The sequence below is a fragment of the Streptomyces flavofungini genome (assembly GCF_030388665.1).
Classification (GTDB): Bacteria; Actinomycetota; Actinomycetes; order Streptomycetales; family Streptomycetaceae; genus Streptomyces; species Streptomyces flavofungini_A.
This window is the reverse complement of record NZ_CP128846.1, coordinates 2,968,307-2,993,824: the sequence shown is the minus strand read 5'-3', so window position 1 is coordinate 2,993,824 and position 25,518 is coordinate 2,968,307. Positions and strand designations below refer to the sequence as shown.

Sequence of the window (25,518 nt, the reverse complement as noted above, 5' to 3'; positions counted from 1 at the left end):
CGGCCCCTCCGGCCAGGAGGCCGTCCCTCCGGTCAGGGAGCCGTCCGGCGGAGGCAGGTCGTCGTCGGGGAGCGGCTGAGGCGCGCGTCAGGCGTCGCGCTTCTTCAGCAGGACGTAGCCGCCGATGAGGGCCAGGGCCGTCCACGCCACCATGATGCCGAGACCGCCCCAGGGTCCGTACGGGGTGTCGTCGTCGAAGGGCGTCTTGACCTGCATGATCTTGCTTCCGGCCTGGTCGGGGAGGTAGCGGCCGATCTTCTTCGTCGCCGACACGTTGCCGAGGATGCTGGAGATCAGGAAGAAGAACGGCATCAGGATGCCGAGGGACAGCATCGGGCTGCGCAGCATCGCGGCGACGCCCATCGAGAACATCGCGATCAGCATCATGTAGATCCCGCCGCCGAAGACCGCCCGCAGTACGCCCGGGTCGCCGAGGTGGGCCTTGTACTCGCCGAGCATGGCCTGGCCGAGGAAGAACGAGACGAAGCTGGTGGCGAGGCCGACCACGAGCGCGAGCAGCGCGGCGACCGTGACCTTGCTGAACAGGAACGTGCCGCGCTGCGGGACCGCCGCAAGGGAGGTGCGGATCATGCCGGTGTTGTACTCGTTGGAGACGACCAGGACACCGAAGACGATCATCGCGAGCTGGCCGAGGGACGTCCCGGCGAAACTGGTGTACGTCGGGTCGAAGGTGATCTTGTCCTCGCGGCTGAGGTTGTCGTAGTCGTTCTTGGACAGGATGCTGATCAGCATGCCGAGGGCGATCGTGACGACGGCGGCGAGGCCGAGCGTCCAGACGGTCGAGGCGACCGAGCGGATCTTGGTCCACTCCGATCTGAGTACCTGCGTCGCGGCCATGGCTCAGTTCCCCTTCCCCGGCTGCTGCCAGCCCGCGCCCCAGCCCTGCCCCGGGGGAGTCCCGCCACTGGGCGGCGCCCCGCCCGGTGGCGGCGTCGAGCCGGGGTCCGCGGCGGTCGGGGGCCGATGGTCCGTGTGTGCGTGGTACTCCACCGACTCGGCCGTGAGCTGCATGAACGCTTCCTCCAACGAGGCCTGCTGCGGGCTGAGTTCATGCAGGACGAGCTGGTGCTGCGCGGCCAGCTCACCGAGCTGCTCGGGGCCCGCGCCGTCCACTTCGAGGGTGCCGTTGCCCGCCTCGACCGCGGTGATGCCCGCTTCGTGCAGCACGTCGAGCAGCCGCTCGCGCTGTGGGGAGCGCAGTCGGACGTAGGAGCGGGAGTTCTGCCGGATGAACTCCGACATGGAGGTGTCGGCGAGGAGGCGGCCCTGACCGATGACGACGAGGTGCTCGGCGGTGAGCGCCATCTCGCTCATCAGGTGCGAGGAGACGAAGACCGTGCGGCCCTGGGCGGCGAGGGACTTCATCAGATTGCGGATCCAGTGGATGCCCTCGGGGTCGAGCCCGTTCACCGGCTCGTCGAACATCAGGATCTCGGGGTCGCCGAGCAGCGCGCCCGCGATGCCCAGGCGCTGGCCCATGCCGAGCGAGAAGCCCTTGGCCTTCTTCCTGGCGACCGCGGTCAGACCGACGGTGTCCAGGACCTCGTGGACCCGGGCCCGCGGGATGCCGTTGGACTGCGCGAGACACAGCAGGTGGTTGAAGGCGCTGCGGCCGCCGTGCATGGCCTTGGCGTCGAGGAGCGCGCCGATGTACTTCAGCGGGTCCTTCAGCTGGGCGTAGTGCTTGCCGTCGATGCGCACGTCGCCCGCGGTCGGGTTGTCGAGTCCCAGCATCATCCGCATCGTCGTCGACTTGCCCGCGCCGTTCGGCCCGAGGAAGCCCGTGACGGTGCCCGGGTGGACGGTGAAGGTGAGGTTGTTGACGGCGACCTTCTCGCCGTATCGCTTGGTCAGCCCCTCGAGCTCGATCATGCGCACACGCTAAGACGGGACGGAGCCCCCTGCCACTTGGCGTGGCAGGGGGCTCCGTCGTCGTTCACCCCGTGATGGCGCTCTCCGCGTCAGCGGCTCTGCTGGGCCGGGACCCCCCGCGAGATCGGCTCGTCCTCCGTGGGCGTGCCCGCGGCGGCGACAGCCGCGCCGGTGAGCGTCGCGAGCATCTCGCGGACGTTCGTCAGCTGGGCGTTGATGGAGTCGCGGCGGTTGGTGAGGGCCGCCAGCTCCCGCTCCGACTCGCTGCGGATCCGGTCCGCCTTGGCGTTCGCGTCCGCGACGATGTCCTCGGCCTGGCGCTGGGCCGTCTCGACGGTCTGGCGGGCGCGGCGCTCGGCGTCCGTGCGCAGCTTCTCCGCCTCCAGGCGCAGCTGCTCCGCGCGGTGCTCGATCTCCGCGAGGCGCTTCTCGGCCTTGGCCTGACGCGATGCGAGGTCGCGCTCGGACTGCTCCCGCCGCTTGGCGAGGTTCGTCTCGAAGTCGGCAGCGGCCTGGGCGGCCTTGGCGCGGGTCTCCTCGAAGAGGGCGTCCGCCTCCTCGCGCTTGGACTGCGCGTCCTTCTGCGCCTCGGCACGCAGCGCGTTCGCCTCGCCCTTGGCCTTCTCGACGATGCGGACGCCCTCGTCCTCGGCCTTGGACTTGCGCTCGGCGGCGAACGACTCGGCGTCGTTGCGCACCTGCTGGGCCGCCGACTCGGCGAGCTCACGGTGCTGCTCGGCGGCGCGCCGGGCCTCCTCGCGCAGGTCCTTCGCCTCTTCCTCGGCGAGGCGGAGGATCTTCTCGACGCGGGCACCGAGACCGGCGTACGACGGCTCGGCGTCGGCCACCTGAGCCTGGGCGTTCTGCGTCTCGAGGTGGAGTTCCTCGATGCGCTTTTCCAGAGCAGTGATACGGGTGAGAGCGGAGTCTCGGTCGGAGACGAGCTTGGAGATACGTTCGTCCACCTGAGCGCGGTCGTACCCACGCCGCACAAGCTCGAAGCCGTAGGGGGAAGTGTCGCTCATGGGGTTCCTGTCGAATGAGACCGGGTGAGGTGATAGAGGGAATCCTAGGGGGCGTTGCGGCGTGTCATCGAGCGTATGCCCGTTTGATCTGGAGAATGACACCCCTTTTGAGTGGCTAACCGGCAGACTGCTTGCCAGCGACAGGGCCGAAGGTCCTCGCCGAGCACGGAACTGGCTCCGTGGCTAGCCTTCTGACTGCTTGCCACCCGAACGAGTCGCACCCGCCGCGGCCCCCGCCTTGACGCCACCGTCCTTGCCCCCGGTCTGCGGGGCCTCAAAGGATTCCAACGCCTCGAGCACGTCCTGGACACGGGAAATCTCCGCATTGATGTCCGCGCGGCGCCGCACGAGGACCTCGAGCTCCCGCTTGCCCTCGTCGACCATCCGCTCCGCCTCGGCCCGCGCCTCGTCGCGGACCCGCTCGGCCTCCCGGATCAGCTCGGCCTTCTTCGTCCCGGCCTCCTTGAGCAGGCCCTCGGCCTTCTTCACGGCGGCGATCCGCACCGAGCTGGCCTCCGAATTGGCGTCCGCGACCAGCTCCTTGGCCTTCGCCTCGGCCTCCGCGAGCTGCTCCTCGGCGGCCTTGACCAGCGCGTCGCAGCGCTCGCCCGCGGTCTTCATCGCCTCCGCCGACTCGCGCCGGGCCCGCTCGTGCAGCTCCTCGATCTCCGAGGTGATGCGGTCGCGGTGCTCCTCGGAGCGCTCCCTTATCGCGGTCGCGTCCCTGCGAGCACCGACGAGCAGCTCGTCGGCGTCCGTACGCGCCTTCTCCACCAGCGAGTTGCCCTCGACGGTGGCCTCGCTGACCAGGCGCTCGGCCTCCTTGCGGGCCGCCCCGACCATCGTGTCGGCCTGCGCCTCCGCGTCCGTCGCCGACTTGAGCGCCTTCTCCTGGGCGTCCGCGGTCAGCTTCTCCGCCTCGGCCGCGGCCTCCGTGATGAGCTTGTCGACCTGCTCCGCGGCCTCCGTGCGCCGCTTGTTGGCCTCCTTGCGCGCCTCGTCGAGGGTGCGCTCGGCCTCCTCGCGGGCCTGCGCCCTGACCCGCTCGGCCTCGGCGTCGGCCTCCTCCTTGACGCGCGCGGACTCGCTGCGGATCCGCTCGGCCTGCTGCTGCGCCGAGCCCACGTTCTCCGCGGCCTCCGCGCGCAGCCGCTCGGCGTCGCCCGAGGCGTCCGAGATCAGCTGCTCGGCCTTCGCGACGGACTCGGCCCGCATCCGCTCGGCCTCGGCGGCCGTGTCGGCCTTCAGCCGGTCGGTCTCGGTGATCGTCTCCGCGGTGAGCCGCTCGGCCTCGCTGCGGGCCTCGCCGATCAGGGTGTCGGCCTGGCTCGCCGCGTCGTTGCGGATGCGGTTGGCGTCGTCGCGGGCGTCGGCGCGGGTGCGGGCGGCGTCCTGCTCGGCCGTCGCGATGGTGTCCGACGCCTCCGTGCGCACCCGCTGGGCGTGCTCGGACGCGTCCGAGCGCAGCTGCTCGGCCTCCGCCATCGCCTCCGCGACCGTGCGCTCGGCCAGCGCCTTGGCCGCCTCCGCCGCCTGCGTCGCCTCGCTGCGCATACGGCCGGCGTCCTCGCCGGCCCGCTCCCGCTCGGCGTGCGCGTCGGCGCGGACGCGGTCCGCCTCCTCCTGCGCCTCCGCGCGGGTGCGCTCCGCGGCGTGCTCGGCCGCCGACCGCAGGCCCGCGATCTCCTCCTGCGCCTGCTCCTGCAGACCCGCCACCGAGTCCCGGACCGACTGCGCCTTCTGCTCGGCCGCCGACACCAGCTCCGTGGCCCGCGCCTCGGCCTCCTCGACCAGGCGGACCGCCTCGGCCTGGGCCTCCTCCACGCGCTTGCGCGCCGAGGCGAGGAGCTCCTCGCTCCGCTCGCGTGCCCGCTCCCGCTCCTGGTCGGCCTCCGTGCGCGCCGCGCCCAGGGTCTCCTCGGCCTCGCGGCGGCGCCGGGCGGCCTCGTCCTGCGCGGCCGCGAGGGCCTCGGCGGCCTCCGCGGCGACCCGCTCGGCGGCCGCGGCGGCCTCCGCGCGCACCCGGTCCGCGGACTCCTGCGCCTCGGTCTTCAGACGCTCCGCCTCGGCGGCCGCCTCCGAGCGCAGCCGCACCGCGACGTTCTCACCCTCGGCGCGCGCCTGCGAGGCGTCCGCGGCGGCCTCCGTGCGCAGCCGCTCGGCCTCCGTCTCCGCCTGCGACTGCAGCGTCCGGATCCGCTCGGCGGCCTCCGTGCGCAGCCGCTCCGTCTCCTCGGTGGCCTCGCGGCGGATCCGCTCGGCCTCGGCGCGGGCGTCGCTCAGCGACTGCTCGGCCGCGGCCAGGCGCTCCTCGGCCTCCGTGTGCAGGCGGGTCAGCTCGGCCTCGGCCTCGGCCTTGCGGTCCGCGACCGCGCGCTCGGTCTCCGCGCGCAGCGTCTCGGCCGCCGTCTGTGCCTCGGACTTGACCGCCTCGGCCTGCTCGGCGGCCTCCGTGCGGTGCCGCTCGGCCTCCGCGCGGGTGCGCTCCAGGGTCTCCTCGGCCTGCTTGCGCAGGGACGTGGCCCGCTCGATGGCCTCCGTGCGGACCCGCTCGGCCTCGGTGGTCGCGGCCTGCCTGGCCTCCTCGGCGTCGGCCTTGGCCTTGGCGAGCAGCTCCTCGGCGGAGCGTGCCGCCTCCTCGATCTGCTGGACGGCCTCGCGCCGGGCCTCGCCGCGGATCTTCTCGCCCTCGGCGACCGCGTCGGCCCGCAGCTGCTCGGCCTCGCCGCGCAGCCGCCGCGCCTCCTCCTGGAGCTCGACGGTCTTGGCGCGGTACTCCTTGGTGTCGTCCTTCGCCGCGCCCTTGAGCTGCTCGGCGATGTCGTGCGCCTCGCCGCGCAGCCGGTCGGCCTCGGCCTCCGCCTCGGCGCGGACCCGCTCGGCCTCCTCGGTGGCGGCGCGCGTGGTCGCCTTCGCCTCCTCGGACGCCTTGTCCAGGACCTCCTCGGCGGTCCGGGCGGCCTTCGCGATCTGCGACGCCGTCTCCTCGGCGGTGATCGAACGGGCCTTCTCCGCGGCGTCCGCGATCAGTTTCTCGGCCTCGGCGCGGGCGTCCTGGACCTTCTGCTCGGCCGCTTCCTTCGCGGCCTCCGCCTCCTTGGTGGCCTCCTCGACGAGCCGCGCCACCTGCTCCTTGGCCGTGCGCGTGCGCTGCTCGCCCGCGGCCTCGGCGGTCGCGAGCTGCTTGGCCGCCGCCTCCTTGGCCTCGGCGACGACCTTGTCGGCCTCCGCGCGCGCCTCGCGCAGCGCCGCCTCGGCCTCCGCCATGCGCTGCTCGGCGCTGCGGCTCAGCTCGGCGGCCTGGCGGCGGGCCTGGTCGGACTCGGTGGCCGTGGACGAGCGCAGCGCCTCGGCGTGCTCGGTGGCCTCCTGGGCCTGGGTGGAGGCGGCGTTCAGGAGGCGCTCGGCGTCGGTGCGGGCCCGGCGCAGGATCGCTTCGGCCTCCGCACGGGCGCTCTCGGCGTCGGAGGCGAGCCGCTGGCGGGCCTGTTCGGCGACGCGCTCGGCCTCGGCGCGGGCGGCGGCGAGGGCCTGGTCGGCCTCGGCGCGCGACTCGTCGAGGAGGCGGCGGGCCTGCTGCTCGGTGCGGGCGCGCAGCTGCTCGGCCCAGGCCACGTTCTCGTTGACGTGCGACTCGACGGTCTGGCGGCGTTCGTTCAGCTCCTGGTCGAGCTGCTGGCGCCGGGACACGGCCTCCGCGTGCAGCTCCGACTGCAGGCGGGCCTGCTGCTCGGCGTGCTCCTGGAGGATGCGCTGCGTCTGGGCGCGGGCGTCGCGCAGCTCGCGCTCGGCGTCGGCACGCAGCTGCTCGGCCTGCATCTGCGCGTTCCGCAGCAGCTGCTCGGCCTGATAGCCGATGTCGGCGCTGTCGTAGGCAGGCCGGGACGCGAGGTTGCGGCGCGCCTCGTGCAGCTTGGCGCGCAACACCTCGACCTGGTAGCCGAGGTCCTCGGCGTGCTGGACGGCCTTCTCCCGCTCGGTCTTCAGCCGGTCCATCTCGGCTTCGAACCGCGAGAGATGGTCGGCCTCAGCCGGTCGTCGGCTGTCCTGGCTCTCGTAGCCCCGCACTGCGCGGTCCCATCCTTCCCCAAGCTCTCGGCTTCGCTCGAGCAGGGGAGACCCCGATCCTGGTCTCATGTCCCTGACGCACGAGCCCCGTCCGTCCGCAGAACGGGGCCCCCGGAGAATGGTGTCAGATCAACAGCGGAGCTCGGGCTGCTGCCCCGATGCTCGTCCCCCGAAACCCGGACCCCGGCAAGCGACCGCCCAGCGGTTCGGACGGCCGCCCCCAACCCTACCGGCCCGGATATGTGGGGGTCAGTGCTCCGTCTCTTCGGCGGGCGCGGAAGTCACGAGTTCGGTGAGGACGCCGTGGCAGTCCTTCGGGTGCAGGAAGGTGATCCGGGACCCCATGGAGCCGATGCGCGGCTGGTCGTAGAGCACCCGCACGCCCTTGTCCCTGATGGCCGCGGCGTCGCCGTCGACGTCGGCCGTGCCGAAGGCGATGTGGTGCACGCCCTCGCCGTTCTTGGCCAGCCACTTGCCGACGGCGGAGTCCTCGCGCGTGGGTTCGAGGAGCTGGAGGTAGGAGGCGCCGCCGTCCGAGGTCTCGTTGATCTTCAGCATGGCCTCGCGCACGCCCTGCTCTTCGTTGACCTCGGTGTGGAACACCTCGAAACCGTACGTAGCACGATAGAACTCGACGGTCTCGTCGAGGTTCCGGCAGGCGATCCCGATGTGGTCGATTCGCGTCAGCATGCTTCAAGTGCAGCGCCCCCGACCGTGATTACGCAACGTGCGCGCGATCACACCGGCTGCCCGGTGACGTGCGCCGTACCGCTCAGTACATTCGAGTAAACCCTCGTTCACTCTCCTCAGCTCCCCAGCTGGAAGGGGCCGTGCCACATGTCTGGAACGACCGGAACCACCTCAGTGATCGTCGCGGGCGCGCGCACGCCCATGGGGCGTCTGCTCGGCTCGCTCAAGTCCTTCTCCGGCGCGGACCTCGGCGGCTTCGCGATCAAGGCGGCGCTGGACCGGGCGGGCATCGGCGGCGACCAGGTGCAGTACGTGATCATGGGGCAGGTGCTCCAGGCCGGGGCGGGGCAGATCCCGGCGCGCCAGGCCGCCGTCAAGGCGGGCATCCCCATGAACGTCCCCGCGCTCACCGTCAACAAGGTGTGCCTCTCCGGCCTCGACGCCATCGCCCTCGCCGACCAGCTGATCCGCGCCGGTGAGTTCGACATCGTCGTCGCGGGCGGCCAGGAGTCCATGACCAACGCCCCGCACCTGCTCCCCAAGTCCCGCGAGGGCTACAAGTACGGCGCGATCGAGATGCTCGACGCGATGGCCCACGACGGCCTCACCGACCCCTTCGAGCACATCGCCATGGGCGAGTCCACGGAGAAGCACAACACCCGCCTCGGCATCGCCCGCCCCGAGCAGGACGAGATCGGCGCCCTCTCCCACCAGCGCGCCGCCGCCGCCCAGAAGAACGGCACCTTCGACGCCGAGATCACCCCCGTCGAGGTCCCGCAGCGCAAGGGCGACCCGGTCCTCGTCTCCCGCGACGAGGGCATCCGCGCCGAGACCACCGCCGAGTCGCTCGGCAAGCTGCGCCCCGCCTTCGCCAAGGACGGCACCATCACCGCGGGCACCGCCTCGCAGATCTCCGACGGCGCCGCCGCCGTCGTCGTGATGAGCAAGGCCAAGGCCCAGGAGCTCGGCCTCGCCTGGATCGCGGAGATCGGCGCGCACGGCAATGTCGCGGGCCCCGACAACTCCCTCCAGTCGCAGCCGTCGAACGCCATCCGGCACGCCCTGAAGAAGGAGGGCCTGACCGTCGACGACCTCGACCTCATCGAGATCAACGAGGCCTTCGCCGCCGTCGCGGTCCAGTCAATGAAGGACCTCGGGGTGTCCACGGAAAAGGTGAACGTCAACGGCGGGGCCATCGCCCTCGGGCACCCGATCGGCATGTCCGGCGCCCGCCTCGTCCTGCACCTGGCCCTGGAGCTGAAGCGGCGCGGCGGCGGCGTCGGCGCGGCGGCGCTGTGCGGCGGCGGTGGCCAGGGTGACGCGCTCATCCTGAAGGTGGCGAAGAGCTGAGGCCGGTCCCTCGGTACCGCTGACGCCTTCTCGCAGTCGCAGTCGCAGTCGCAGATGTAGACGTACGCACGGAACGGAGCCGCAATGCAGGACGTCCCCTCCCTCGTCGCGCAGGCCCGAGAGGGCAGGCCGCGGGCCGTGGCCCGGCTCATCTCGCTGGTCGAGGGGGCGTCGCCGCAGCTGCGCGAGGTGATGGCGGCGCTGGCTCCGCTCGCCGGGCACGCGTACGTCGTCGGCCTCACCGGATCGCCCGGCGTCGGCAAGTCCACGTCGACGTCGGCGCTGGTCAGCGCGTACCGGCGGGCCGGGAAGCGGGTCGGGGTACTCGCCGTGGACCCGTCGTCGCCGTTCTCCGGCGGCGCGCTGCTCGGCGACCGCGTCCGGATGTCGGACCACGCGTCCGACCCCGGCGTCTACATCCGCTCCATGGCCACCCGCGGCCACCTCGGAGGGCTGGCCTGGGCCGCGCCCCAGGCCATTCGCGTGCTCGACGCCGCCGGCTGCGACGTGATCCTGGTGGAGACGGTCGGCGTCGGGCAGTCCGAGGTGGAGATCGCCGCGCAGGCCGACACGTCGGTGGTCCTGCTCGCGCCCGGCATGGGCGACGGGATCCAGGCGGCGAAGGCCGGAATCCTGGAGATCGGCGATGTGTACGTCGTCAACAAGGCCGACCGCGACGGCGCGGACGCGACCGCGCGCGAGCTGAACCACATGCTGGGCCTCGGGGAGTCCCGCTCCCCCGGGGACTGGCGGCCCCCCATCGTCAAGACGGTCGCCGCCCGGGGTGAGGGCACCGACGAACTCGTCGAGGCCCTGGAGAAGCACCGGGCGTGGATGGAGGAGCGGGGCGTCCTCGCCTCCCGCCGGACCGCCCGCGCGGCGGGCGAGGTCGAGGCGATCGCCGTCACGGCCCTGCGGGAGCGGATCGCGGACCTGCACGGGGACGTACGCCTCGGCGCACTGGCCGAGCGGATCGTGGCGGGGGAGCTCGACCCTTACGCGGCGGCGGATTCGCTGGTGGAGGGGCTCACGTCGGCTTAGGCGGGCTTCGCTGGTGGAGGGGCTCGCGTCGGCTTGGGCGGGCTTCGCTGGTGGAGGGGCTCGCGTCGGCTTGGGCGGACAGGGGAAGCCCCCGCCACCGGGGGGGCAGTGGCGGGGGCCGGCTTTGTGGAAGGGTGCGGCTCAGGCCGCCGGAGGTCAGTCGTCGTAGCGGTCGGCGGTGACCTTGCCGGTCTTGAGGTCCACGTTCCAGTGGGCCTCGGTGCCGTCGGCCGACGTGGTCTCGACGTCCCAGACGTTCAGGCGGGCGCCGTCGTCGTCGACGTCCACGGAGGTCACCTTGCCCTTGTCGGCGGCGGCCTTCGCTGCCTCGCCCGCGGTGACCGACGCGCCCTTGAGGGCGGCCGCGATCCGCGCGTCCTCCGCGGCGTCGTCCCCGTCGTCGTCCCGCTCGACGTGCGAGCCGAGGACCTTGCCCGTACCCGGGTCGACCTGGACGCTGTGCCAGGTCCGGCCGTCCTTGCCGAGGACGTCGACGTCCCAGACCAGGCCGCCGTTGTCGTCGTCGAGGTCGACGGAGACCGCGGTGCCGGACTTCGCCTTCAGCGCGGCGGCGACGGCCTCGGCGGCGTCGACCTTCGCGCCCTTCGCCTCGGCGGCGTTCTCGGCCTTGTCGCCCTGGGCCTCGCGGGCGTCCTCACGGGCGTCGTCCCGGTCGTCGTCCGCGGCGTCCTCAGCGGCGTCGTCCGCGTCGTCCCGGTCGTCGTTCACCCTGCTGTCGTCGTGCTTCAGCTGCACGCTCGACTTGTCCGCCGACGACTCGTCGTCGCCGCCCAGCGCGAAGGCTGCCGCGGTTCCGCCTCCGACGAGCGTGGCGGCGACGACGGTGGCGATGACGATGTTGCGCTTCATGAGGGTTCCTCCCGAGTGGTTGGCCCCTCGGCGGGGCCCTCCGTTCCGACGAGAACCAAGTTGCCTGAACGTTCCTGAAGCGCTCCTGAAGGAACCTGAAGAACTCTTCAGGTCGGCTCGGGCATCCTGAACGCATGCTCCCGCCCGTCTCCCACCACCACCCTGTTCGAGACGCTGCGCGTCACCCCTTTCGGTTGCTGATCGTGGAAGACGAGAAGCGTCTTGCCCTCTCCCTGGCCAAGGGCCTGATGGCCGAGGGCTACGCCGTCGACGTCGTCCACGACGGCGTGGACGGTCTGCACCGCGCCACGGAGGGCTCGTACGACCTGCTGATCCTGGACATCATGCTCCCGGGCATGAACGGCTACCGCGTCTGCTCGACCCTGCGCGCCGCGGGCCACGACGTACCGATCCTGATGCTCACGGCGAAGGACGGCGAGTACGACGAGGCCGAGGGCCTGGACACCGGCGCCGACGACTACCTGACGAAGCCGTTCTCGTACGTCGTCCTCGTCGCCCGCGTGAAGGCCCTGCTGCGTCGCCGCGCATCGTCCCCCTCGCCCGTCCACGTCCTCGGCGACCTGCGGATCGACACCGCGGCCCGGCGCGTGGTGCGCGGCGCGGGCGACGGCGAACCCGGCACGGAGATCACCCTCACCGCGAAGGAGTTCGCCGTCCTGGAGCAGCTCCTCGTCAAGGCGGGCCAGGTGGTGTCCAAGGCCGACATCCTGGACCACGTCTGGGACTTCGCGTACGAGGGCGACCCCAACATCGTCGAGGTGTACGTGAGCGCGCTGCGCCGCAAGCTCGGCGCCCCGCTCATCAAGACCGTCCGCGGCGCCGGATACCGACTGGAGGCTCCCCGATGAGGAGGCTGCTGGGCTCCGTGCGCGCCCGCGCGACCGTGGGCGCGACCCTCGTCGTGGCGCTCGCCCTGGTCGCCGCCGGGGCCGCCGTGCTCCTTTCGCTGCGCGCGAGCCTCATCGACCAGGCCGACGCGCAGGCCGACTCGGCCGCCCGCGAGGTGGCCGCGCAGTTCGCGGGGAACGCGGCCTACGACAAGCTGAAGCTCCCGGACGGCGAGGACAACCCCGTCCAGGTCGTGAACGAGAAGGGCAAGCTGGTCGCGGCCAGCGACGAGCTGGAGCGGGTGACGGGCACGGGAGTCGGCGCCGTACGACCCGATCCCGCCGCCCGGACCCCGAAGCCCGACGCCTCGAAGTCCCCGCAGTCGCCGAAGCCCACGCCGACGGAGACCGACTCCGACGACGACGGGGATGACGCGGACGACTCCGACAGCGAGAGCGAAGCCGCCGAGGACCGCCGGGAGGCCGCTGAGGACGCCGCTGAGGACGCCGCCGAGGACTCCGGCAGCGACGGCGACGCGCTCAAGCCCGGAGACATCTCCGACGAGACCCGCACGGGCGAGGGCTCGGCCACCGTCGACGGCGAGACCCAGGACTACCGCTTCGCCAGCGTGCGCGTGAACACCGACGCCAGAGGCGAGCTCACCGTCCACGCCGGCGCCCCCCTGACCGCCGAACGGAGCGCCGTGAACACCGCGTTGACCGCGATGCTCATCGGCTTCCCGGTGCTTCTCGCCGTGATCGCGGGCGTGACCTGGCTGGTCACGCGCCGCGCGCTCGGGCCCGTGGACGCGATCCGCGCCGAGATGGCAGCGATCACCGCGTCCGAGGACCTGGCGCGCCGGGTGCCCGAGCCGGACACGCACGACGAGATCGCGCGCCTGGCCCGGACCACGAACGAGACCCTGGCGGCCCTCCAGACCTCGGTGGAGCGCCAGCGCCGCTTCGTCGCCGACGCCTCCCACGAGCTGCGCAGCCCCATCGCCTCGCTGCGCACCCAGCTGGAGGTGGGCGCCGCCCACCCGGACCTCCTGGACGTGCCCGGCGCCGTCGAGGACACCGTGCGCCTCCAGGAGCTGGCCGCCGACCTGCTGCTGCTCGCCCGCCTCGACGCCGGTGAGAAGCCCGGCCGGGGCCGGGTGGATCTGGCGGCCCTGGCCCGTGAGGAGCTGTCGCAGCGCACGGGGGACAGGGTGGCTGTGACGACGGACCTCAAGAGCGTCGAAGTGGCCGGTTCCCGCGGTCAGTTGGCGCGGGTGCTCGGCAACCTCGTGACCAACGCCCAGCGGCACACCCGCTCCCGGGTCACGGTCACCACGCGGGCCGACGGGGTCTGGGCCGTGCTTGAGGTGGCGGACGACGGCGGCGGGGTGCCGCGGGAGGAGCGGGAACGCATCTTCGAGCGGTTCGTACGGCTCGACGACGCGCGCAGCCGTGATGAGGGAGGCGCGGGTCTCGGTCTCGCCATCGCCCGCGATGTGGCCACGCGCCACGGCGGCACCCTCACGGTCGACGAAGCCCCGACCGGCGGAGCCCGCTTCACCCTGCGCCTACCGATCGCCGAGCCTCGCGGTGGGTGAGCGCCCCGAAGGGGCGCGGGGAACTGCGCGCCCAGCCACTGACGGCCCGCAGTGTGACAGTGTGCCTCCGGGGGAGCGCTGAAGCGGCGGGGTTCGCCCGCCCTGCCCCGCTACGTCACAGCGACAGCGTCATGGCTTGCCGCGCAGTCCGCGCAGGTGTTCCGCGATCGGCGTCAGTGCCTTGTGGAGGTCGCTGAGCGCCTCGGGTGAGATCAGGTCGACGAAGTGCTGCCGCACGGAGGCGACATGGTGCGGTGCGACGCGCTTCATGGTGTCCATGCCCTCGTCGGTGAGCACGGTGAACAGGCCGCGTCGGTCGGACTCGCAGTTCTCCCGGCGGACCAGGCCCGCGTTCTCCATGCGGGTGATCTGGTGGGAGAGCCGGCTCTTGGACTGCAGGGTGGCGGCCGCGAGGTCGCTCATGCGCATCCTGTGGTCTTCGGACTCGGAGAGATGTACGAGGATGTCGTAGTCGTTCATGGTGAGGTTGAACGGCTGGAGATCCTTCTCCAGCTGGTACGTCAGCATCCTGTTGACCTCCACGTGGGTGCGCCAGGCGCACTGTTCCTCGTCGGTCAGCCACTGCGGGGCCGTCTCGGTCTCCATGGAATCGATTCTACCTAAGAAGTTGAATGGTGAACGAGTGTCGGGGTGTGACACGCCTCGCACCCCTCGGATTTCGAGGGGTACAGACGTTCGCCGTCACACTCCGCAGACTACCGCTCACAGGCCGAAGCGACGCTGGAGGTCCCCTAGTTGTCCGGGAAGGCGCGGTCCCTGCGGCTGCTGTCCACGTTGGCCATGTTGCCCCCGCTGTCCCGATGAGCCCGGGGCGCCCTGGCCGCTTCCTCCGCCCGGCACCCCGTCCTGGTGCGGCACCGCACCCGTCGCCGTCTGAGCCATCAGCGCCTCCGAGGACTGCAGCAGCACCGTGCCCGCGCCCACGAACTCGAACTGGTGCTCCTCCCCGGAGGCGCCGCCGATCCCGGTGAGCGCCCGCAGGCCGCCGATCACGCCGGTCATGTACTGGTGGTCGTAGTGATGGCAGGGCGAGGGGCAGTCCGCCCAGCCGACGAGCGCCTGCGGGTCGACCCGGATCGGCGGCTCCATGAACACCACGGGACCGCTCGACACCGCCACGAACTTGCCGGTCCCGATGAGGGTCAGGAAACCGGGGACGATGGACTGCTTCAGCGCGAGAGTTGGCTGAAAAGCGAGGAGGTTGCCCGCGCGGATGGTGAGGTTGCCGTCCTGAAGGTCGTAGGAGTTCACGTCGAAGGCGCGGTCGGCGAGCAGCATCTTGCCCTCGCCCTCGGCCACCACCCAGTCGCTCGCGTGCAGCGGCGAGTGGAAGGACGTCCGCACGAGGCGGTCGAGGCGGCCGTGTCCGATGCCGTTGAAGTCGATGCGCCCGTAGTAGGCGATCATCTTGCCCTTCTGCAGGAACCACTGGCTGCCCGCCAGCTCCACGCAGAAGGTGTAGGCGTTGACGTTGTCGTCGCTCGGCAGCGTCATCGGGTCGAAGATCGCGGGGGTGCTCACAGCTTCTCCTCCGATGCCTGGACGTACACCACGCCGTTGCCGCTGAGCTCGAGCTGGAAGCCCTCGCCCGAGCCGCGCCCCACCATGTCGCGCCAGCTGAGCGCGGTGGACAGTTTGTTGCGCACGTCGCCGTGGTGCGCCACGTACGACTGGGGGTCGACGTGCACCGGGCGCTGGGGGGTGATCGGCAGCTCCACCACGCCGCCGTGCGCCATCACGGCCACCGCCCCGTGCCCCTTGAGGGTCGTCGTGAACAGACCCTGACCCGAGACCTGGCCGCGCACCATGCCGAGGACGCCGCCCTGCGAGCCGAGGAACATCGTGCCCTGCTGGAGGGTGCCGTCGAAGGCCAGCAGGCGGTCCGCCTCCACGTACATCGTGTCGCCGGTCAGGCTGATCACGTGCACATGGTGGCCGCCGTGCCCGAACATGACCGTGCCGTTGCCCTCCACCGTCATCAGCGGGACCGACTCGTTGGCGAGCCTGCGGCCGATCATGGACATCAGACCGCCCTGACCGCCGGTCACGTTGGGTGTGAAGGAGACGTCGCCCTTGTAGGCGAGCATGGCGCCGCGCTGGCTGAACATCTTGGTGCCCGGCTGGACGGTCGCCTCGACCATCTTCGCGTTGACCTCACGGAACGGCATGTCACACGTCTCCCGCGATCGTGTTGCGCTCACTGGCCTGGACGTAGACGAGGCCCTCGCCCTCGAAGCGGATCTGGAAGGCCTCGCCGCCGCCCTCTCCCATGAACGTGCGGAAGGTGACGCCCGACTGGAAGCTCTGCTTGAGATTGCCCTGGTGCGCCACATACGCCCCCGGGTCCACGTGGAGGGGGTACTGCTTCGTGACGCGCAGGATCACCGCGGGGCCGTCCGAGATCAGGGCCGCCTGGCCCGTGCCCTCGACCGTGGTGGTGAAGACGCCGTTGCCCTGGGTCGCGCCGCGCAGGCCCGTGAACGTCGTGCCCGTGCGCAGGCTCGCCTCGGTGCACAGGAGATTGCTCGACTCCACGTAGAGCTTGTCGCCCTGGAGCCCGACCAGGCTGATCTCCGTCGCGTGGTCGGCGAACCAGCACGTGCCGTGCCCCTTCACCTCCATCACCGTCATCTGCTCATTGGTGAGGCGCCGCGTGACCATGCCGCGGATGCCCTCACCGCCCCCCGTCAGCTTCTTGAAGGTCATCGTGCCGTCGTAGGCGACCATCGAGCCGTTCTTTGCCTTGACGGCGTCGCCTGTCATGTCGACGGCGAGCACTCTGCTGCCCTGCAATCGGAACGTAGCCACGAAGGCGAAGGTATCCGCAGCGCGGTGCCCGGCGACAGGGTCACCGACCCTGACCGCACCCCGGAAACTCCCCGAGGAGTCCCTGATGCCACAATGGGGGGCGCTTGTGCATCCGTTCACAAGATCGACGCCGCCCCCGCCCCGAAGGTGACCCGTGGACATCAAGACCGCCTCCGCACTCCGCCGCCTCCGCCTGGTCTCCATCCCCGAGGCCGTGTCCTTCCTGCTGCTCATCGTCTGCTCGGTGCTGAAGCGGACCACGGACTTCAACGCCGTCCCGGCGATGGGGATGATCCACGGCCTGCTGTTCGTCCTGTACGTCCTGTTCTGGCTCGACGCCTGGAACCGCACGAAGTGGGACGCCAAGACGGGCATCCTCTACTTCGTCCTCTCCGTGCTGCCCGCCGGCGGCTTCTTCGCCGACCGCAAGCTGAAGCGCGAGGCCGAGGCCGCGGTCATCGCCTCGCGCGCCCGCCGCGAAGGGGTCGTGAACGCATGATCGTCGCCTTCTCCGTGACGCCGCTCGGCGTCGGTGAGGACGTGGGCGAGTACGTCGCCGACGCCGTCCGCGTGGTCCGCGAGTCCGGGCTGCCCAACCGCACCGACGCGATGTTCACCTCCGTCGAGGGCGAGTGGGACGAGGTGATGGACGTCGTCAAGCGCGCCGTCGCCGCCGTCGAGGAGCGGGCGCCGCGCGTCTCCGTCGTCCTCAAGGCCGACATCCGCCCGGGCGTGACGGACGGGATGACCTCCAAGGTCGAGACGGTGGAGCGCCACCTGTCCGTCTGACCGCCGCCCTGTTCGGCACCTCTGCCACGCACGGCCCGAGCCCCCGCCGGGAATCCCCGGCGGGGGCTTTCGCATGCCCACGGACGGGCGCCCCGTGGGGCCCGGCGTGCAGGTGTCGCCCTCGTAGGAGAGCGATGCCCCACGAGCGAGAGGGCGCGAACCCGGACTTGAGCGACTGCTCAAACCCGCTGTAGATTGCGGCCCACACGATTTGAGCAGTCGCTCAAACACCGGTCCGCCTGGGGGTTTGCCATGGGGCGCGGGAGTCCGCCGAGTCTGTACGTCGAGGCGCTCATCCGCGCCGACCTCGACGCGCTGTGGGAGCGCACGCAGGAGCCCGCGGCCCACCAGCGCTGGGACCTGCGCTTCACGGAGATCGACTACCTGCCCGCCGCCCCCGACGAGCCGCGGCGCTTCCGGTACGCGACGCGTGTCCTGCCCTTCCTCACCATCGCCGGGACCGGCGTCAGCGCGGGCGAGAAGCGCAGGCCCGACGGAACCAGGACCTCGGCGCTCCGGTTCGCCTCGCCGCACCCGCTCTCCCTCCTCGCCGAGGGCAGCGGCTACTGGCGCTACGTGCCGACCGGCGACGGCGTCCGCTTCCTCACCGGCTACGACTACCGGCCGCGCTGGGGGCGGTGGGGAGCGCTCGCCGACCGCCTCCTGCTGCGACCCCTCATGGGCTGGGCGACGGCCTGGTCCTTCGACCGGCTGCGGCTGTGGCTGGAGCGCGGGATCAGCCCTCGGCGGGGGCTCGCGCACGGCCTCTGCGAGGCCGTCGTCCGCGCTCTGGTGGTCGTGGCGGCCGGACTTCTCGCAGAACCGGCGTCCGGGGCGCTGCTCGCACTGATGGCCGCGCTCGGCGCCACCGTCCTCGCATGCCTCGTACCGCCGCTGCCGACGACTCCGGCGGCGCGGCGCTGCCTGCGCACGCCCCCCGTGCCGGTGCGCGCCCCGCGCGTGCTCGACCGGCTCGCCGTACCCACCGACCACCACCCGGCCGACTCCGAGGAGCCGCACGCATGACGTCGATCTTCCGCACCGCGATGGGCGCCGACTTCGAGCGGCTGCACCCGGCGCTCCAACGGCGCTTCTCCGTAGGGCTCGACAGCGGCGAGGCGTGCTTCGGGCAAGGCGTCATGGACCGGATCTGGCACGGCGGCAGCTTCGTGAAGCCGTTCCTCGCGGTCGGCGGCACCCGCAACATCCTCGTCCCGCGCGCGGGCCGTAACGTCCCCTTCACCATCGAGAACGTGCCGTACGCCGACTCCTTCGGCCGTGAGACGGTGACCTTCGTGCGCACCTTCCAACTGCCCGGGCGGGCCCGGCGCTTCGACGCCCAGATGGTCCTCGGCCCCCGGGGCGACCGCGTGCTCGACTACCTGGGCACCCATCAGCACCTCGCGAGCGATCTGCACTTCGCGGCCGCGGCCGACGGGTCGCTCGTCATCCGGTCCGGGACGCACCGGTTCCGGGAGGGGCCGGTGGACGTGCGGGTTCCGGGCCTGATCGGGGCGGACGCGGAGGTGCGCGAGTCGTACGACGACCGGTCCGGGCGCTTCCGGATCCGCGTGCGGGTGGTGAACCGGTACTTCGGGCCGCTCTTCGGGTACGAGGGGTCGTTCGCGGCGACGTACCGCGACGTGCGGGAGTGCGGGGTGCGGCGCGGTCTGCGGCCCGTGCGCGAGGAGGTGCGCGCGTGAGTCCGCAGGCGGGGCCCGGGACGCGGGAGAAGCTCCTCGAAGGGGCCGTGCGGACGCTCACCGAGCAGGGGATCGCCAAGACGTCGGCGCGGAGCGTGGCGGCTGCCGCCGGGGTGAACCAGGCGCTCGTCTTCTACCACTTCGGCTCGGTCGACGACCTGCTCTCCGAGGCGTGCCGGTACGCGACGGAGCAGCGGGTCGGCCGCTACCGGGAGCGGCTCGCCGCGATCTCCTCCCTCACCGAACTCCTCGCCTTCGGGCGGGAGATGCACGAGGAGGAGCGGGACGCGGGGCACGTGGCGGTGCTCGCCCAACTGCTCGCCGGGGCGCAGACGCAGCCTCGGCTCGCCGCCGCGACCTCCGCGGGGCTCTCCCTGTGGGTCGCCGAGGTCGAGAAGGTCCTCGTGCGGGTCCTCGCCTCGACCCCGCTCGGCGAGTTCGCCGACCCCGTCGGCCTCGCGCGGGCCGTCGCGGCCTCGTTCGTCGGCATCGAACTGTACGAAGGCGTCGACCGGGACGGGGCGTCGCGGGCTCTGGACGCCCTGGAGCAGCTGGGCGCGGTGGCCGCGGCCCTGGACGACCTGGGTCCCGTGGCCCAACGAGCGGTCCGCCACCGCCTGCGCCGAGCGACGCGTCCCTGACCCGCACGGTCATGGCTCCGCCGGCCCGGGGCTGTGCCCACCCTCGCCCCTGGCGGCCCCGCCGCCCACAGCCGACCCGCTGACGCCGAACGACCCCGAGCGGCACAGGCGGCCCGAGGGCTGCGGTCGGGTGGAAACGGGTGGGCGGGTGGGAGATCCCCGCCGCGGAGCGGGCCGGGGGCCACCGGGGACGCGGGCAAGGGGCCCGGGGCGAGCCCCGTCCTGAAGCGAGCCGCAGGGTAAAACCGCTCGCACGGACGCGTCCGGTTCGACACGCCAAGGAATCTCCACTTTTGTGAGGGTATCGGCTTGTTCGATCACCTGGAGGGCACTGTGCGGCCGGAGGGCTACGACTACGACACCCACAGCCGGCTCGCCGGGCCGCTCACCGAGCCGGAGGGCGGCACGGACACCGGCACCGGCCACGCCGACTACCGGGTGCAGTACCGGCCGCTCCTCGCCCGCGAGCCCCACCGAATACGCGCCCTCCTGCTGATGACGCTGGCCCCCCTCCTGACCGGCGCCCTGCTCGTGTACCTCGTCTGGCCCACCCACTGGACGGAACGTGAGGGCGGCGACCGCTGGCTGGTCGGCCTGGATGTGACGATGCTCGTCGCGATCGGCCTGATCGAGCTGTTCATGCTGGTCAACGTGGTGTCCATCGCCCACGCCACGATGGTCGCCCGCGACCCCGTCCCGGTCGTGCCCGAGGAGGGCACCCGCGTCGCCTTCCTCACGACGTACGTACCGGGCAAGGAACCGATCGCGATGGTCCGCGCCACGCTGGAGGGCGCCGTGCGGATACACCACACCGGCCCCCTCGACGTCTGGCTGCTCGACGAGGGCGACGACGACCAGGCCAAGGCGCTCTGCGAGGAACTGGGCGTACGCCACTTCACCCGCCTCGGCGTCCCGGAGTGGAACCGCGCGAAGGGCCCCCACAAGACCCGTACCAAGCACGGCAACTACAACGCCTGGCTCGCCATGCACGGCGGCGACTACGACTTCTTCGCCTCCGTGGACACCGACCACGTGCCGATGCCGAACTTCCTGGAGCGGATGATGGGGTTCTTCCGCGACCCGGACGTGGCGTTCGTCGTGGGCCCGCAGGTGTACGGGAACTACGTCTCACCCGTCACCAAGGCCGCCGAGTCCCAGCAGTTCCTCTTCCACGCCCTGATCCAGCGGGCGGGCAACTGCTACCGGGCGCCCATGTTCGTCGGCACCAACAACGTCGTGCGCATCGCCGCCCTGCGCCAGGTCGGCGGCCTCCACGACTCGATCACCGAGGACATGGCCACCGGCTTCGAGCTGCACCGGCACAAGAACCCGGGCACCGGCAGGTACTGGCGCTCGGTGTACACCCCGGACGTGCTCGCCGTGGGCGAGGGCCCGGCCTCCTGGACGGACTTCTTCACCCAGCAGCTCCGCTGGTCGCGCGGCACGTACGAGACGCTGATCAAGCAGTACTGGAAGGCACCGTTCACGATGCCGCCCGGGCGGCTGTTCTCGTACACGCTGATGCTCGTCTACTACCCGATGACGGCCGTCAACTGGCTGCTCGGCATCCTCAGCTGCGTGCTGTTCCTGTGGTTCGGGGCCTCCGGCACCCAGGTCGCCGCCTCCGTGTGGCTGATGCTCTACGGCGACGCCGCCGCCCTGCAGATCGGGCTGTACCTGTGGAACCGGCGCCACAACGTCTCGCCGCACGAACCCGAGGGCTCCGGCGGGCTCGCCGGGATGGCGATGTCCGCGCTGTCCGCGCCCATCTACGCCAAGTCGCTCGGCGCCGCCGTGCTGCGCCGCCCGTGCCGCTTCGTCGTCACCCCCAAGGGCAGCGGGGCCACCCCCGACCGGCTGCTGACCTTCCGCATCCATCTGTTCTGGGCGGTGGTGCTCGCCAGTTCGCTCGTCGCGTCGTTCGTGCTCGACCACACCCACGTCGCGATGCGTACCTGGGCGGTGCTCGCCATGGTCATCTCGCTGGCGCCGGTCGCGGTCTGGTCCGTCACCGCGGTGCGCGAGCAGCGGGCCCGCAAGGCCGCCACGGCCCGGCAGCGGCAGAACAGCGGCGCGGACGCCGACGGCGAGCCGGAGCCCGCCTTCGCCACCGGCACGACGACTGGAGGTAACTGACGCCATGTCCTTTCGGCCCCCCGAGTTCTCCCAGCGCACCAAGAAGATCGTCTTCGGCGTGGGCGCGGGCGCCGTGCTCATCGGCCTCAACGCCCCCGCCGCGGTCTCCTTCGCCGAGGAGAAGTACCACGAGTACAAGATCTCCCGGCCCGGCTACATGAAGAAGTACGGGTCGTGGCAGCAGGTCGGCATTCCCGAGGAGTTCCGCACCAACGCCATCCACGCCGCCCTCCTGCACACCGGGAAGGTCCTGATCGTCGCCGGGTCCGGGAACGAGCAGGAGAAGTTCGACGCCGGGTCCTTCGACACCGTGCTGTGGGACCCGGAGAAGAACACCTTCAAGAAGATCGAGACCCCCGAGGACTTCTTCTGCTCGGGCCACGCCCAGCTCCCCGACGGCCGCCTCCTGGTCGCGGGCGGCACCGCGCGCTACGAACTCCTCGACGGCGAGGTGGAGCGGGCGGGCGGCGGCATGCGGGTGAAGAACGAGAACCCGGACAAGCCCGTCGTCCTGAAGAAGGGCACCAAGTTCCGCTCGCCGTCCGGCGTCGAGTACGTCAGCCGGTTCGACGTGAAGGTCCCCAAGGCGAAGCGGGACTTCGAGATCACCTACTCCAAGTCCGGCGCGATGCAGCCCTGGAAGACGAAGGTCGTCGCGAGCGAGGCCCGGGTCTTCGTGGAGGCCGTCCGCAAGGGCGCCCCGGCGGTCACGGAGAAGTCCGCGCAGTACGAGATCGAGGGCCTGACCGGCAAGGACGCCGACAACACGTACGGCATCGCCGAGAAGCTCACCATGGACAAGCAGGACTTCCAGGGCATCAGGGCCGCCTACGAGTTCGACCCGGTGGCGGAGAAGTACATCCCCGTGGAGCCGATGGACAAGGCCCGCTGGTACCCCACCCTGGTCGGCCTGGAGGACGGCCGGGTGCTCGCCGTGTCCGGGCTCGACGACGTCGGCGTCATCGACCCCGGCGACAACGAGATCTACGACCCGAAGACGAAGAAGTGGACCGACGGCCCCAAGCGGTACTTCCCCACCTACCCGGCGCTGTTCCTCACCAAGGGCGGCAAGCTCTTCTACCCCGCCTCCAACGCCGGCTACGGGCCCGCCAAGAAGGGCCGCGCGCCCGGCCTGTGGGACCTGAAGACCAACAAGTTCGAGAAGGTGCCCGGCCTCACCGACCTCGACCAGACCGAGACGTCGGCGTCCGTGCTGCTCCCGCCCGCCCAGGACCAGAAGGTGATGATCCTCGGCGGCGGCGGGGTCGGCGAGTCCAAGAAGTCCACCAAGCGCACCGCGGTCATCGACCTGAAGCAGGACAAACCCGCCTTCCGGACCGGGCCCGAACTGCCCCAGGGCACGCGCTACCTGAACAGCGTCCTGATGCCGGACGACTCGGTGTTCACCACCAACGGCTCGTCCGACTACCGCGGCCGCAGCGCGAGCAACATCCTCAAGGCCCAGTTCTACGACCCCAAGGGCAACGGGGGCCGGGGCGCCTTCCGCCCCGCCGCCGACCCCGAGGTCGGCCGCAACTACCACTCCGAGGCGCTGCTCCTGCCCGACGGGCGGGTCGCCACCTTCGGCTCCGACCCGCTCTTCGACGACGAGCAGAACACCAAGCTCGGCCACTTCGAGCAGCGCATGGAGATCTTCACGCCGCCGGCCCTGCACAAGTCCGGCAAGAACCGGCCCGTGCTCGGCGCGGGCCCCGGCGTGCTGCCCGCCGACGGCCGTGCGACCTTCCGCACCGCGCACCCGGAGAAGCTGGTCTCGGCCCGGCTCATGCGGCCGAGCGCCGTCACGCACACCACCGACGTGGAGCAGCGCTCGATCGCGCTCGGGCTGACCAAGGGGCCGGGCTCGGTGACGGTGGACGTGCCCCGCGAGGACGCGGCCCTGGTGCCGCCCGGCTGGTACATGCTGTTCGTGACGGACGCGGCGGGGGCCTCCTCGGAGGCGAAGTGGGTGCACGTGAAGTAGCGGCCCCCGCGAGGTGAGGGGCGGGGCCGGGGCGTCCCGCACCCGGCCCCGCCCCTCACTCGGCCGCCACGAACGCCCCGTGCGTGAGCACCGGCACCACCGCGCTCGCGTCCAGCTCCGTCGCGACGGCCACGTCCTCCGCGAAGCCGCCGTCGGCCAGCTCCCGGCCCGAGGAGCAGGACGCGACCGCGTCCCCCACGTCCACCGCCGCGACGAAGGCCGAAGCCGCCGACGCGGCCTCCGGCGAGAGCGCCGTGCCGCCGCGGTCCCGCAGCGCGGTGATCACGGCCCCGGCGCCGAGCAGGTCCTCCAGGGCGGGCCGCAGCGTGCCGTCGGGCCAGCGCTCGCCCGAGGCGATCACGCCGACGGGGTGCTCGGGGGTGCCGTGGCCCCGGTCCGCGAGCCACCGGCCCACGGCGGTCGCGTTGCGCAGCGACCCGGCGGCGATCTCCGCACCGCCCGCCGACGCGGCGATGGCCGAGCCGTTCGGCGAGGGCAGGACCAGGCGCGGGGCGAGCGGGGCGCGCCGCAGGGCGGCCGGGGACAGCGACCAGGGGCTGGCCGCCGTGACGGCCCTGCGCCCCACCGCGAGCCGGGCGTCCATCTGGCGGGCGAACGCCGTCGCGCTCTCGTCGCGCCAGGGGTACGGGAAGACCCGGGAGCCGGACTCCACGGCGACCGACACCGACGTGGTGAACGAGAGGACGTCGACGATCACCAGAGTGGAGACGGCGGGCGCGAGGCGTTTCGCTCCGGCCGTGCCCCACTCGAACCGTACGCCGTAGCCCGCCTGCGAGAAGTCTTCGCGCCCCATGCGCCCTCAGGCTGCCAGGCGGCCTCGGCCTTTGGCCAGCTTGGTCAAGGGCCTTTCCCCGTCAGTGAGTTGACCTCCACAGGCCGTCCACTCGATCAACAGATCGGCTACGCCTTCGCGTTGCGCACCAGCCCGAGCGCGTAGTCGGGCCACCACTGCCCCGCGGCGGGGCCGCCGCGGCAGGGGCCGTCGGAGTCGCCGGGCCGCTTGATCCACAGGTAGGCGTCGAGGAGCGGGTCGCCGGTGCGGTCGGTGGGCGGGGTGCCGAGGCCGCGGCCCGGCGGGTTGCACCAGGCGTCCTGGCGGTCCCCGGCGAGGGGGCCCTTGCCGTTGCGGCTGGTGTCCATCACGAAGTGCTTGCCGCCGACCGTGGCGGAAAGGGCGCGGCCGTAGGTTCTGGTCGTCCGGTCGCTCTGGAAGTTGGAGACGTTCAGCGAGAAGCCGTCGGCCCGGTCGATGCCCGCCCGCTTCAGCGGCAGGGTGAGCTTGCGGGCGTCGTCGATCCAGCCCGGGTTGCCCGCGTCCAGGTAGACCTTGACGTTCGGCTGCCGCTTGAGGCGCTGGATCGCCTCCGACAGGAGCTGGTAGCGCTCCTCGTGGTACTGGGCGGGCGTGCAGCCGTCCACGATGTGGGGGATGGCGTCCGGCTCCAGGACCACCAGGGCCTTGCTCCGCCCGATGGCGTCGGCGAACGCGCCGAGCCACTGGCGGTAGTACGCGGCGTCCTGGGCGCCGCCCGCCGAGTGCTGGCCGCAGTCGCGGTGCGGGATGTTGTACGCGACGAGGACCGCCGTGCGGCCCTCCGCCGCCGCGCCCTCGGTGGCCTTCGCGATGTCCGGCGCCGGGTCGTCCCCGGCCGGCCACACCGCCATCGGCTGCTCGGCGATCCGGCGCAGCGCCTCGGCGTCCTGAGTGCGGCCCTCCTGGCGCCACTCCCTGACCTGCCGCGCCGCCGCGCTCTGCGGGTCGACCCAGAACCGGTGCTGTGCCGACCGCGCCGCCTCCGGCCGGACGGCGGCCGTCCCCGCGTCCTTCTTCTCCCCGCCCGGCCCTGACCCGGACGAGCACCCCGCCGCGAGCCCTAGGGCCGCGACGGCCGTGAATGCCGTGAACGTACGGAGCAGCCGGTGCATCCAGACCCCTTGAGCGACGGTGTCGACGGTGACGGGCAGGCGAGTCGTGCGGCAATCGTGACATAAGGGATCATTCGCCCCCGTGTACGACACCGCGTGTACGAGC

The 25,518-nt window shown here is 71.9% G+C and carries 23 protein-coding genes; 11 read left to right on the top strand and 12 right to left on the bottom strand.

Going from position 1 to position 25,518, the window contains the following annotated elements; all coding sequences use genetic code 11:
• Positions 1-87 precede the first annotated feature (87 nt).
• The 5 genes from QUY26_RS11760 to mce form a co-directional block, all read right to left on the bottom strand.
• Entirely contained in the window at positions 88-858 is a 771-nt protein-coding gene (locus tag QUY26_RS11760; protein WP_289945742.1) for an ABC transporter permease subunit, read from the bottom strand.
• 3 nt (positions 859-861) lie between these two features.
• Complete coding sequence (locus QUY26_RS11755) at positions 862-1,893, bottom strand: ABC transporter ATP-binding protein (RefSeq protein ID WP_289945741.1); 1,032 nt, start codon at positions 1,891-1,893, stop codon at positions 862-864.
• An 89-nt stretch (positions 1,894-1,982) separates the two neighbouring features.
• Complete coding sequence (locus tag QUY26_RS11750) at positions 1,983-2,918, bottom strand: cellulose-binding protein (protein ID WP_289945740.1); 936 nt, start codon at positions 2,916-2,918, stop codon at positions 1,983-1,985.
• A 183-nt stretch (positions 2,919-3,101) separates the two neighbouring features.
• Positions 3,102-6,986: a polarized growth protein Scy gene (scy, locus tag QUY26_RS11745; protein ID WP_289945739.1), complete on the bottom strand. Its 3,885-nt coding sequence runs from the start codon at positions 6,984-6,986 to the stop codon at positions 3,102-3,104.
• A gap of 249 nt (positions 6,987-7,235) precedes the next feature.
• Positions 7,236-7,676, bottom strand: a complete 441-nt coding sequence (gene mce, locus QUY26_RS11740) for a methylmalonyl-CoA epimerase (protein WP_289945738.1) — start codon at positions 7,674-7,676, stop codon at positions 7,236-7,238.
• Positions 7,677-7,823: 147 nt separating this feature from the next.
• On the opposite strand from mce, the gene QUY26_RS11735 reads away from it, so the two are divergent.
• Positions 7,824-9,026, top strand: a complete 1,203-nt coding sequence (locus QUY26_RS11735) for an acetyl-CoA C-acetyltransferase (RefSeq protein ID WP_289945737.1) — start codon at positions 7,824-7,826, stop codon at positions 9,024-9,026.
• Positions 9,027-9,110: 84 nt separating this feature from the next.
• Entirely contained in the window at positions 9,111-10,067 is a 957-nt protein-coding gene (meaB, locus tag QUY26_RS11730; RefSeq protein WP_289945735.1) for a methylmalonyl Co-A mutase-associated GTPase MeaB, read from the top strand.
• A 156-nt stretch (positions 10,068-10,223) separates the two neighbouring features.
• Here the strand turns inward: meaB and QUY26_RS11725 are convergent, their stop codons facing one another.
• A complete protein-coding gene (locus QUY26_RS11725) occupies positions 10,224-10,937 on the bottom strand; it encodes a PepSY domain-containing protein (RefSeq protein ID WP_289945732.1) in 714 nt (237 codons plus the stop codon).
• A gap of 134 nt (positions 10,938-11,071) precedes the next feature.
• Between QUY26_RS11725 and QUY26_RS11720 the strand changes: the two genes are divergently transcribed.
• Positions 11,072-11,806 carry a response regulator transcription factor gene (locus tag QUY26_RS11720; protein WP_289945731.1) on the top strand — a complete coding sequence of 245 codons (735 nt, stop codon included), beginning with the start codon at positions 11,072-11,074 and terminating at the stop codon, positions 11,804-11,806.
• The gene (locus QUY26_RS11715; protein WP_289945729.1) at positions 11,803-13,383 is read left to right on the top strand and encodes a sensor histidine kinase; all 1,581 of its coding nucleotides are present in this window, start codon (positions 11,803-11,805) and stop codon (positions 13,381-13,383) included. Before QUY26_RS11720 ends, QUY26_RS11715 begins: the two co-directional genes overlap by 4 nt.
• Positions 13,384-13,512: 129 nt before the next feature.
• Here QUY26_RS11715 and QUY26_RS11710 read toward each other — a convergent pair whose 3' ends face one another.
• The 4 genes from QUY26_RS11710 to QUY26_RS11695 all read right to left on the bottom strand — a co-directional run bounded on the left by QUY26_RS11710 (position 13,513) and on the right by QUY26_RS11695 (position 16,212).
• Entirely contained in the window at positions 13,513-13,989 is a 477-nt protein-coding gene (locus QUY26_RS11710) for a MarR family winged helix-turn-helix transcriptional regulator (RefSeq protein ID WP_190114301.1), read from the bottom strand.
• Positions 13,990-14,106: 117 nt separating this feature from the next.
• Positions 14,107-14,898 (bottom strand): AIM24 family protein, encoded by a 792-nt coding sequence (locus QUY26_RS11705; RefSeq protein WP_289955658.1) that lies wholly within the window; start codon positions 14,896-14,898, stop codon positions 14,107-14,109.
• 23 nt (positions 14,899-14,921) lie between these two features.
• Positions 14,922-15,572: an AIM24 family protein gene (locus QUY26_RS11700; protein WP_289945725.1), complete on the bottom strand. Its 651-nt coding sequence runs from the start codon at positions 15,570-15,572 to the stop codon at positions 14,922-14,924.
• 1 nt (position 15,573) lies between these two features.
• Entirely contained in the window at positions 15,574-16,212 is a 639-nt protein-coding gene (locus QUY26_RS11695; protein ID WP_289945723.1) for an AIM24 family protein, read from the bottom strand.
• A 154-nt stretch (positions 16,213-16,366) separates the two neighbouring features.
• On the opposite strand from QUY26_RS11695, the gene QUY26_RS11690 reads away from it, so the two are divergent.
• From QUY26_RS11690 to QUY26_RS11660, 7 genes are all read left to right on the top strand, one after another.
• Positions 16,367-16,711 (top strand): DUF3817 domain-containing protein, encoded by a 345-nt coding sequence (locus QUY26_RS11690; protein WP_289945721.1) that lies wholly within the window; start codon positions 16,367-16,369, stop codon positions 16,709-16,711.
• A complete protein-coding gene (locus QUY26_RS11685) occupies positions 16,708-17,001 on the top strand; it encodes an MTH1187 family thiamine-binding protein (protein WP_289945720.1) in 294 nt (97 codons plus the stop codon). The genes QUY26_RS11690 and QUY26_RS11685 overlap by 4 nt, the downstream gene beginning before the upstream one ends.
• A 252-nt stretch (positions 17,002-17,253) precedes the next feature.
• Positions 17,254-18,027: a hypothetical protein gene (locus QUY26_RS11680; RefSeq protein ID WP_289945719.1), complete on the top strand. Its 774-nt coding sequence runs from the start codon at positions 17,254-17,256 to the stop codon at positions 18,025-18,027.
• Positions 18,024-18,704 (top strand): DUF4166 domain-containing protein, encoded by a 681-nt coding sequence (locus QUY26_RS11675; RefSeq protein ID WP_289945718.1) that lies wholly within the window; start codon positions 18,024-18,026, stop codon positions 18,702-18,704. Before QUY26_RS11680 ends, QUY26_RS11675 begins: the two co-directional genes overlap by 4 nt.
• Entirely contained in the window at positions 18,701-19,345 is a 645-nt protein-coding gene (locus QUY26_RS11670) for a TetR/AcrR family transcriptional regulator (protein WP_289945715.1), read from the top strand. Before QUY26_RS11675 ends, QUY26_RS11670 begins: the two co-directional genes overlap by 4 nt.
• Positions 19,346-19,678: 333 nt before the next feature.
• A complete protein-coding gene (locus QUY26_RS11665; RefSeq protein WP_289955657.1) occupies positions 19,679-21,481 on the top strand; it encodes a glycosyltransferase family 2 protein in 1,803 nt (600 codons plus the stop codon).
• 4 nt (positions 21,482-21,485) lie between these two features.
• Entirely contained in the window at positions 21,486-23,465 is a 1,980-nt protein-coding gene (locus QUY26_RS11660) for a kelch motif-containing protein (protein WP_289945714.1), read from the top strand.
• A gap of 55 nt (positions 23,466-23,520) precedes the next feature.
• Here QUY26_RS11660 and QUY26_RS11655 read toward each other — a convergent pair whose 3' ends face one another.
• Together QUY26_RS11655 and QUY26_RS11650 are read right to left on the bottom strand one after the other, a co-directional pair.
• Entirely contained in the window at positions 23,521-24,279 is a 759-nt protein-coding gene (locus tag QUY26_RS11655) for a 2-phosphosulfolactate phosphatase (RefSeq protein ID WP_289945713.1), read from the bottom strand.
• 107 nt (positions 24,280-24,386) lie between these two features.
• Positions 24,387-25,412: a glycoside hydrolase family 6 protein gene (locus tag QUY26_RS11650; protein ID WP_289945711.1), complete on the bottom strand. Its 1,026-nt coding sequence runs from the start codon at positions 25,410-25,412 to the stop codon at positions 24,387-24,389.
• Positions 25,413-25,518: the final 106 nt, after the last annotated feature.